This window comes from Yoonia sp. (genome assembly GCF_046498525.1).
In the GTDB taxonomy this organism is placed as follows: Bacteria; Pseudomonadota; Alphaproteobacteria; order Rhodobacterales; family Rhodobacteraceae; genus Yoonia.
In genome coordinates this window covers 1-8,784 of record NZ_JAWOAN010000024.1, presented here as the reverse complement: position 1 = coordinate 8,784, position 8,784 = coordinate 1, and the positions used below count along the sequence as shown (strand labels likewise).

Genomic DNA, 8,784 nt, shown 5'->3' with positions numbered 1-8,784 from the left:
GTCATACCTGAGCTTTCAGAGAATACAAAAGACGTTCAGATTATCACACCTGACCAGATAGAGGCGGCCACTGGGGCGCCGGGTGGCCATTGGCACCACGCCGAGATGTCGATTGATCAAGTTCTCACCTTGCGTCCTGCGGCTGGACTGGCGGGCTATCAGATGGGTCCACAAGGGCTCTTCATTTGTGGTGCCTCTTCCCACCCGGGCGGTGACGTTATGCGGCTGGCGGGGCGCAATGCTGCACTTGCGGTGCTGGAGCAGACGCGATGAGCATCTTCACCGATCCGAAACTTGGCCTGATCCCGGGTCCCGTACATGACCAGCTGGCCGCACAAAGCCGCGCAATGGGGTAGTATGACTGGGTTGGATATGCGGCACCGTCAGTGCTCGACACGGTGGAGTTCGAGTATTTCGCCCTGCGCAATCAGGCCGCCCTGTTTGAGATCTCTCCCATACATAAATACCGCATTACGGGCCCGCATGCGGCTGCAATGCTGAACCGATTGGTGACCCGCGATGTGACGACAATCCGCGAAGGTCGCGTTGGTTATGCCGCTTGGTGTGACGAAGAGGGTATGGTCATCGACGATGGTACATTGTTCCGGCTGGCTCCCGACGACTGGCGGCTTTGTTGTCAGGAACCCATGCTAACATGGCTCTTGGATGCGGCATTGGGCTTTGACGTTACCGTGACGAATGAGAGCGAGACTGTTGCCGGGCTCGCGCTTCAGGGCCCGACGTCCTTTGGTATTCTGGAGGCTGCCGGCTGGGATATCGCCCGCTTCAAGCCATTCGACCTGTGTGAAGTGGAACCCTGTCTGATGATTTCGCGCACGGGCTTTACAGGTGATCTGGGATACGAGCTTTGGTGCGACTGACCCAAGGCCCCTGCCCTGTGGGATCGCCTCTGGAAGGCCGGTGCCGACCAAGGACTGCGCGCCATCGGTTATGAGGCCGTCAACATCGCACGGATCGAGGCAGGTTTTCTGACTGCAGGCGTCGACTTTTCAGCCTGTGCACAAAACCGAACGGCTACATCGTGGCAGCACGCCGTTTGAGATTGGATTGGGGCGAATGGTCGATTTCGAAAGCGGCCATTTCAACTGTCGCCGCGCACTGCTCAAATCGCATAAAACGCCGCGCAGTCTGCTGATGCGCTTGGATGTCGGGTCATCCAAACCCGCGCAAGGATCGCTGATCTATACACGCCTCAAACGCGAAGTGGGTCATGCGACGTCTGCGGTTTGGTCCCCCATCGCCAAGCGCAGCATTGCCTTGGCACGTGTCAAAATGCCTTGGGCCGCCAAGCGTCCGACACACCTCCGGGCCGAGATTTACACAATGCAAGAGGGAAAGTGGGACACCCGCATGGCCAGCCTGACACCTGTAAAATCGGCATTTTTCGCCCCACCCCGCGCCACGCCACCGGGCCGCATCTGATGGAGACCGCCTCATGACAGTTCTGACCAACACGCCCACCGACAGCGACCTAACCGCTTGGGACCGCGACCACCACCTGCACCCTTGGGCGGGGGTCGAAGGGTTCGGAACGGATGAATAGATGCGCGTCAACACAGCCGATGGCATCTATCTGTGGGACGCCAAAGGTAAGCGCTACATCGATGGGCCGGGCGGGATGTGGTGTATGCAGATCGGCTTTGGGCGGCAGGAGATGGCAGATGCCATTGCAGCCCAAGTCATGCAGATGCCCTATGCTTCGCCGTGGTCATTAACTCCGAACCCGCTGCCGTTCTGGCACAGATGATCGCTGAGCGTGCGCCCGGTGATCTGAATGCAGTGCATTTCACAACGGGTGGTTCAACTGCGGTGGATACCGCGCTGCGGACGGCAATGTTCATGAACAAACGTTTGGGGCGGCCGGACAAGAAGATCATCATTGCACGCGAAAAGGGGTATCACGGATCGACCTTTCTTGCAGCGACAGTAACCGGCAAAGAGCGGTTTGAAACGCAGTTCGAGAAGGTTGATGATCTTGTGCGCTTCCTCCCAGATGTGAATCCCTACCACCGCCCCAATGGCATGAGCATGGATGCTTGGTGCGACGCCTCGGACGCAGACCTCGAAAATCTGATCGCTCAGGTGGGTGCCGACCGCATTGCCGCTTTCATCGCAGAGCCCATCTTGTGTTCCGGCGGTGTCATCGTGCCGCCACCTGGTTACCACAAGCGCACGCGGTACATCTGCCGCACGCATGATATCCTCTATATATCGGACGAAGTCGTGACTGGTTTCGGCAGATTGGGTCACTGGTTCGCCTCTGAAGCGGTGTACGATATCGTACCGGACATGATCACCTGCGCCAAAGGGCTGACCTCAGGCTATCTTGCGCTTGGGGCCTGCATCATTTCAGATGCGGTGATGGCGCGCATTGCCGATGCCAAAGGCGATGATGTGTTCTATAATGGTTATACCTACTCCGGACATCCGGTGGCTTGCGCGGCAGCGATCAAGAACAAGTTTGATATCGTCGGTGATGTGCGCGGCGAAGGTCTGTCGGGCTGCATCGAATGTCGACCGGAACTTACAAAAGAAACCTAGGACGCACACCTGAAGTTCGGCCAGAAACTCGATGATGCCTGCGAGGAAATGGGGCTGCTGCTCAGGCCTTTCGGGAACATGGCTGTCTTTTCGCCGCCTCTGATCATCAACGAAAGCCAGATCGACGAGATGTTCGACATCATCGAGGCCGGACTGGAAAAACTGAGTGCGGAATACAATGGCTGATATCGCAAGACTGAAATTAGAGGACCGCTTAGGCGTCATCGCCTATTGGACGTTCAGGGTTTTTGGCCGCGAATATGATGCGGGCAATGTTCGCCCGACTGTAGCACCGGCTGCATCGCGGTCCAAATCGCGATCTGTTGGGTAATGAATTCCGCGCCAGGCCGCGCCTCCTACTTGGCGCGGTTGGGTCCGCCGAATTCAGCCAACTCCGCCGCCGACACTTCGGCATACCATGGGTTACGGTTCACAAGGTCCACATCAATGAAACCCGCGCCTTCCATGGCGGCGCGGTATTTGGCAGGTGAGGCCATTTCAAATTCGAGATCTTCCATCTTCACATAGTGTTCCATCTCGGGCGACATCTGCCCATCGTGGTTTGTCAGCCAGTCAGAGGACGCAAAGCGCCCGCCTGGTATCAGCACGCGAAACACCTCAGCGGCTATCGCCGCCTTGTCGGTTATGTGGATGATGGAATCCTTCGAAAATACGACATCAAAAGTTTCATCCGCGAACGGCATCGGTCCCGGTTCCACTTGCACAATGTCGATCTTATCAGACAAACCAGCGGCGCGCGCACGTGCACGCGCGATCTTGCAAACGGGCGCCTCGACATCAATGCCCGTCACTTTCGATGCGCCAAAGTCGCGCGCCAGCAAGACCGCAATCGCGCCAGAACCACAGCCGATATCCAGCTAATGCTTTCCCCCGAGGTCCACACCTTCGATCACGCGGGCCACCTCATCGGGACCACCCGGTAACAAAAACCCTTCGCCCCAAAGCTCTTCGAGAAAATCAATGTGGCGTTTGTCGTAAAGGATTTCGTCGGACATCTTCGCCCCCTTTTGGCCAGACTGTCCGATATTGAAGCGAATGCCCCCTTTGTTGACAAGCCTTTTCATGAAGCAAGCAGCCTGCTTTCAAAACTCCATTGAATCGCCATTCAGTCGGTGGACAGCCTATCTGTTCCTTGCTAAGCGAAGATTGTCCCTTCAGGTAAAAGGATTTCGTCCAATGGCAGCGCCCCTTCCCAACCATGCACAAACCGTCATTATCGGCGGTGGTTCTATCGGGGCGAACACAGCCTATCACCTGACAAAACTCGGGCACCGTGACGTGGTTGTTCTGGAACAAGGGCAACTGACCTCAGGCACCACATGGCATGCGGCAGGGCTGATTGTGGCCGGCTTGCTGAAGTCCGAGGCAGAATGCGCGATCTACACCCACGGGCGCGACCTTTATGCCAACTTGGAAAAAGAAACCGGTTTACCCACCGGCTTTCGCGATGTCGGTTATTTGCAGATCGCCACAAACCAAGAACGCCTCCACGAGATGCGCCGCACAGCGGCCTTCATGCGCCGGTTCGGGATCAATAATCACGAGGTGTCCGTCAAAGAGGCGCAAGACATGTTTCCGATTGGCGATCTGTCCGACGTGGTCGGCGCATTCCTGATCCCGGAGGACGGGCGCGCCAACCCCGTGGACGTCACCATGTCGCTGGCCAAGGGTGCGCGCAACGGCGGTGCACGGTTCTTTGAGAATACGCGCGTCGTTGAAATACTTGCCAAAAACGGAACAGCAACCGGCGTGCGGACCGCAGACGGCCACACGATCACATCGGAAAACGTGGTCATCTGCGGCGGCATGTGGTCTCGCCAACTGGGTGCCGCGCATGGCGTCAACCTGCCCCTGCAAGCGGCAGAGCATTATTACCTGATCACAGAAACGATCCCTGATCTGCCCCGCAATCTGCCGGTTCTGGAAGACCCTTCAACCTACACTTACTACCGTGAGGAAGTCGGCGGCTTGATGCTGGGCCTGTTCGAGCCCGGTGCCGCCGCATGGAAACTTGATGGCGTGCCGGAGACATGGGAATTCGGCGAGATCGAGCCTGATTGGGAACGCGTTGGTCCCGATCTTGAAAAAGCCTACTCGCGGGTGCCGGACACGATGAACTATGGTGTGAAAAAGCTCTTCTGCGGCCCCGAAAGCTTTACACCAGATCTGGCACCCCTCGTCGGCCCGACGCCTGAGTTGCGCAATCTTTGGGTTGCCTGCGGGATGAATTCGCTTGGTATTCTGAATGGTGCCGGGACTGGGATGGTTTTGGCCCATTGGATTGTCGACGGGCTACCCCCACTCGATGTGACCGGCATCAACGTGAACCGCTTCTCGCGCGAATTCGCAACGCCAGCCTTCCGGCGCGACCGCACGCCAGAGCTTCTGGGCAAACTTTTTGGACAGCATTTCCATAACGAGGGTTTCAAGACAGCCAGAGACGTCAAGCGCAGCGTGCTCTATGACCGGCTCAAAGCGGCGGGGGCCCATTTTAGCGAAGGGAACGGCTGGGAACAGCCCGACTGGTTCGCCCCGACACCGGAACAGGCAAAGGTCGAAACCTATTCTTGGTATCGCCAGAACTGGTTCGATTGGCACGCCCAAGAACATCGCGCGGCACGCGAAGATGTAATCGTGATGGATATGACCTTAATGGCCTGTTTCAATGTCGAAGGCCCGGATGCCTTGGCGTTGATGTCACGCCTGTCATGCAACGACGTCGATGTGGCGGTGGGCCGGGTCGTTTATACGGCATGGGTCAACGCAAGCGGCGGGTTCGAGGCTGACCTGACCGTGACGCGGCTGGCCCACGATAAATTCATGGTTGTCGTTGGCGAAAACTCTGCCGGGCACACTGAAATGCGGATGCGCCGGCACATTCTGGAAGACGAAGTCGTTGTCATTACGGATGTGACCGCCGGGCGTTGTCAGATCAACGTCCATGGCCCCAAATCGCGTGCCTTGCTCGAACGCATTTCAGGCGCAGATTTGTCAAATGACGGGTTCCCCTTCATGACCGCACGCGACATCGACGTCGGCTATTCTATTGCACTTGCTTACCGAGTGACCTTTATTGGCGAACTCGGCTGGGAACTGCATGTCCCCGCCACGCAAGCAGTGCAGGTTTATGATCTGATCATGCAGGCAGGCGCGGACCTCGGTATCAGGAACGCAGGCATGCAGGCATTAAATTCATTACGCCTCGAAAAGGCATATCGCGACTTTGGGATCGACATAGACAACACCGATAACCCGATCGAAGCAGGGTTGGGGTTTGCTGTAAAGCTCGACAAACCGGGCGGTTTCATAGGTCGTGACGCACTCGCCGCGATCAAGGCGCAAGGTGTTCCCAAGAACCGGATGCTGCAGTTCTTGCTCACCGATCCAGAAGCACTGATGTACGGCAACGAGATGATTTATCTGGATGGCCGCGAGGTCGGCTATATTCAGGTCGGTGGCTATGGGCACACCTTAGGCGGGGCTGTCGGCATCGGGTTCGCAGAATTGCAAGAACCGCTTACCGCAAAGATTGTAGAAACAGGCTCTTGGCAGATTGAGATTGCTGACGTGAGATATGATGCCAAGGCATCTCTCACGCCACTTTACGATCCGGCTATGGACAAGGTGAAGTGCTGATTTGAAATCAGGGCGACGGGCGGAAAAGACCACCGACATGCCTTGTATCGGTCTTCTCGACTTCGCCGCTCCTCGTGACGTCGCGCTGGCCGAATAAGCCGCGGTACTTAAGGACCGGGCGCTTCCAGTGACGACGCGCCCGTCAGCCATGCCCCTATCGGATAATGTAGCAGCCTTTTCGCGCGGGTGAAAAACCAGTTTCAATACGTACTTCCTTGGCCTATCATTCAATAATACGAATATGTAGGTGAGCTATGAAACTAACGCGCAGACAAGTCATCAAATACGGCACGGCAACAGCGGCATCCGCAATGCTGCCCAGACAGATATGGGCACAATCCACTGTGCAAGCGGGCGACGTGACGCTTGATTCACTCAGCGACGGCAACCTTGTGCTGCCCAAAAGCTTTGCCTTTGGCGACACGCCGCCTGACGGTGCCGAAGACATATTTGCAAGGTACGGGATCACCGGCGACACCATGACGCCCGATTGCAACATCACCCTTCTGCGCAACGGTAATCGCAAGATCCTGTTCGACGCAGGGTCCGGTCATGAATTCATGCCAAGCGCCGGCACATTGCTGGATGCGTTCGATGCCTTGGGCGTCGATATTTACGATGTGACGGATGTCGTCTTTACCCATGCCCACCCTGATCACCTCTGGGGTGTACGCGACGATTTCGGCGATCTGATGTTTCCCGATGCAGCCTATCATATGGGCCGGGCCGAGTGGGATTATTGGACCGATGACGACACGGTTAACACCATCGACGAAGGTCGCGTGACTTTTGCAGTCGGCGCCAAGAGCCGGCTTGAGATGCTCGCGGATCAAATTACCCTATTTGACGACGACCAGGAAATCCTGCCCGGTGTCCTGTCGCGTCTGACCCCGGGGCACACCCCCGGCCACATGGCGTTCGAAGTGCAGGTGGGCAGCGAAAGCATCATGATCGTGGGCGACAGCATCGTGAACCATCACGTAGCCTTCGAGCAGCCTGCATGGCTTTCCGGATCTGATCAGGTTCCTGAACTGGCCGCCCGGACACGCCTTGCACTGCTTGACCAACTAAGCACCACACAAACGCGCCTGATCGGGTTCCACCTGCCCGGCGGCGGGTTAGGACGCGCGGAACGCCGCGGCGACGGTTTTATCTTTGTCGGAGAAGACACATGATCCGTTTCCTTGCCCCGCTCTTCGTTCTTTGCGCAACTGCGGCACAGGCCAACGAAAACATCGCGGATCAATATCCCGGTTCCGCGCTTTACAGTGCGCCGGTGGAATTCATCCCCGGCGTCTTTAGCGCAATCGGTGCGACCGCCCCTCCAACCTATGAAAACAGCGGCCACAACAACAATCTGAGCTTCATCATCACAGGCGAAGGTGTCGTCGTCATCAATGGCGGCGGGGCCTATGTTCTGGCCAAAGCACTTCACGCGGAGATCATGGCCCGCACCGATGAACCTGTGGTTCTGGTCGTGAATGAAAACGGCCAAGGGCATGCCATGCTGGGCAACGCCTACTGGGCTGAACAAGATGTGCCGATCATCGCCCATGAAGATGCAGCCGCCGCATTCGACGTGCGCGGCTTCGGAAGTCTGGAAGCCATGCAGCAGGTCAACCGGGACAAGGCCGAAGGCACCTATCTGCAAGGTCCGACCGAAACTTTCAGCGATGAATACATCGTCGAACTGGGCAATTACCGCATCGAGGTCCGCTACCTTGGGCCGGCACACAGCCCCGGTGATGTGGTTGTCTGGCTTCCACGTCAGGAACTTGTCATTTCCGGCGATATGGCCTTTCACGAGCGGATGTTGCCGATCTTCGCCGACACCTACACCCGTGAATGGCTTGAAACATGGGATACCGAATTCGAAGCGCTGAATGCCACCTATGTGATCCCGGGGCATGGCCATCCGACCAACATGGATCAGGTGCGCCGCTATACGAAAGGGTATCTGGAGTATCTGCGCGGCAAGATCGGCGAACATATCGACAATGGGGGCGGCTTGGCTGATGCCTATTACGTCGATCAGTCGCCCTATGCGCATCTGGACACATTCGAGGAACTCGCGACCAAGAACGCAGGCCGTGTCTACGAGCAGATGGAATTCGAATAAGCTCAGGCAGCCACAAGCGCGGGGCGCTGCACGACACGATGTGTCAGCATCGCCCCGATCCACATCGCCCCCACAGCGACCCATGCCGTGATGGCAAAAATCGCGCCGCCCGACATGCCCGCACCTACGGCGCAGCCTCCGGCCAGCATACTGCTAAAGCCCATGAGCGCCGCGCCAAATAGGTAGACCTCCATCGGGGTATCAGGGCCAAAGCGCTGGATCTTGGCCTCTTTCGTGGCAAGCGCCATAGCGCCCGCACCGACAAACACACCCGGCACAAGGCCGACCCCGAATCCCAGCGGCAATTGCGTGCTGTTGACCAGCCCCATCAGCGTGTCGGTCGAAGGCCCCGTAAACGTCACGGACGAAATCGCCACCACATCAAAGGAATTCATCGCAACGGTGTAGGTCCCCAGCCAGCCCAAAGCGACCGCAAGTCCAACCCC

Annotated in this window: 9 protein-coding genes and 2 pseudogenes; 8 read left to right on the top strand and 3 right to left on the bottom strand. The window is 57.4% G+C overall.

Going from position 1 to position 8,784, the window contains the following annotated elements; genetic code table 11:
• The 5 genes and pseudogenes from R6T97_RS01745 to R6T97_RS01725 all read left to right on the top strand — a co-directional run.
• Positions 1-273, top strand: a pseudogene (locus R6T97_RS01745) (NAD(P)/FAD-dependent oxidoreductase); the annotation flags it as partial.
• A gap of 113 nt (positions 274-386) precedes the next feature.
• Positions 387-1,061, top strand: a pseudogene (locus R6T97_RS01740) (hypothetical protein).
• A 16-nt stretch (positions 1,062-1,077) separates the two neighbouring features.
• Positions 1,078-1,443: a glycine cleavage T C-terminal barrel domain-containing protein gene (locus R6T97_RS01735; protein WP_410347590.1), complete on the top strand. Its 366-nt coding sequence runs from the start codon at positions 1,078-1,080 to the stop codon at positions 1,441-1,443.
• A gap of 121 nt (positions 1,444-1,564) precedes the next feature.
• Complete coding sequence (locus R6T97_RS01730; RefSeq protein ID WP_410347589.1) at positions 1,565-1,768, top strand: hypothetical protein; 204 nt, start codon at positions 1,565-1,567, stop codon at positions 1,766-1,768.
• A complete protein-coding gene (locus R6T97_RS01725; protein ID WP_410347588.1) occupies positions 1,726-2,562 on the top strand; it encodes an aminotransferase class III-fold pyridoxal phosphate-dependent enzyme in 837 nt (278 codons plus the stop codon). The genes R6T97_RS01730 and R6T97_RS01725 overlap by 43 nt, the downstream gene beginning before the upstream one ends.
• A gap of 356 nt (positions 2,563-2,918) precedes the next feature.
• Here R6T97_RS01725 and R6T97_RS01720 read toward each other — a convergent pair whose 3' ends face one another.
• The gene (locus R6T97_RS01720) at positions 2,919-3,434 is read right to left on the bottom strand and encodes a class I SAM-dependent methyltransferase (RefSeq protein ID WP_410347591.1); all 516 of its coding nucleotides are present in this window, start codon (positions 3,432-3,434) and stop codon (positions 2,919-2,921) included.
• Between the two features lie 6 nt (positions 3,435-3,440).
• Entirely contained in the window at positions 3,441-3,578 is a 138-nt protein-coding gene (locus R6T97_RS01715; RefSeq protein ID WP_410347587.1) for a hypothetical protein, read from the bottom strand.
• A 181-nt stretch (positions 3,579-3,759) separates the two neighbouring features.
• Between R6T97_RS01715 and R6T97_RS01710 the strand changes: the two genes are divergently transcribed.
• From R6T97_RS01710 to R6T97_RS01700, 3 genes are all read left to right on the top strand, one after another.
• A complete protein-coding gene (locus tag R6T97_RS01710; RefSeq protein WP_410347586.1) occupies positions 3,760-6,219 on the top strand; it encodes an FAD-dependent oxidoreductase in 2,460 nt (819 codons plus the stop codon).
• Between the two features lie 254 nt (positions 6,220-6,473).
• The gene (locus tag R6T97_RS01705) at positions 6,474-7,394 is read left to right on the top strand and encodes an MBL fold metallo-hydrolase (RefSeq protein ID WP_410347585.1); all 921 of its coding nucleotides are present in this window, start codon (positions 6,474-6,476) and stop codon (positions 7,392-7,394) included.
• The gene (locus tag R6T97_RS01700; RefSeq protein ID WP_410347584.1) at positions 7,391-8,338 is read left to right on the top strand and encodes an MBL fold metallo-hydrolase; all 948 of its coding nucleotides are present in this window, start codon (positions 7,391-7,393) and stop codon (positions 8,336-8,338) included. The genes R6T97_RS01705 and R6T97_RS01700 overlap by 4 nt, the downstream gene beginning before the upstream one ends.
• A gap of 2 nt (positions 8,339-8,340) precedes the next feature.
• Here the strand turns inward: R6T97_RS01700 and R6T97_RS01695 are convergent.
• On the bottom strand, positions 8,341-8,784 hold a 444-nt coding region (locus R6T97_RS01695), incomplete at its 5' end, for a YeeE/YedE thiosulfate transporter family protein (protein WP_410347583.1).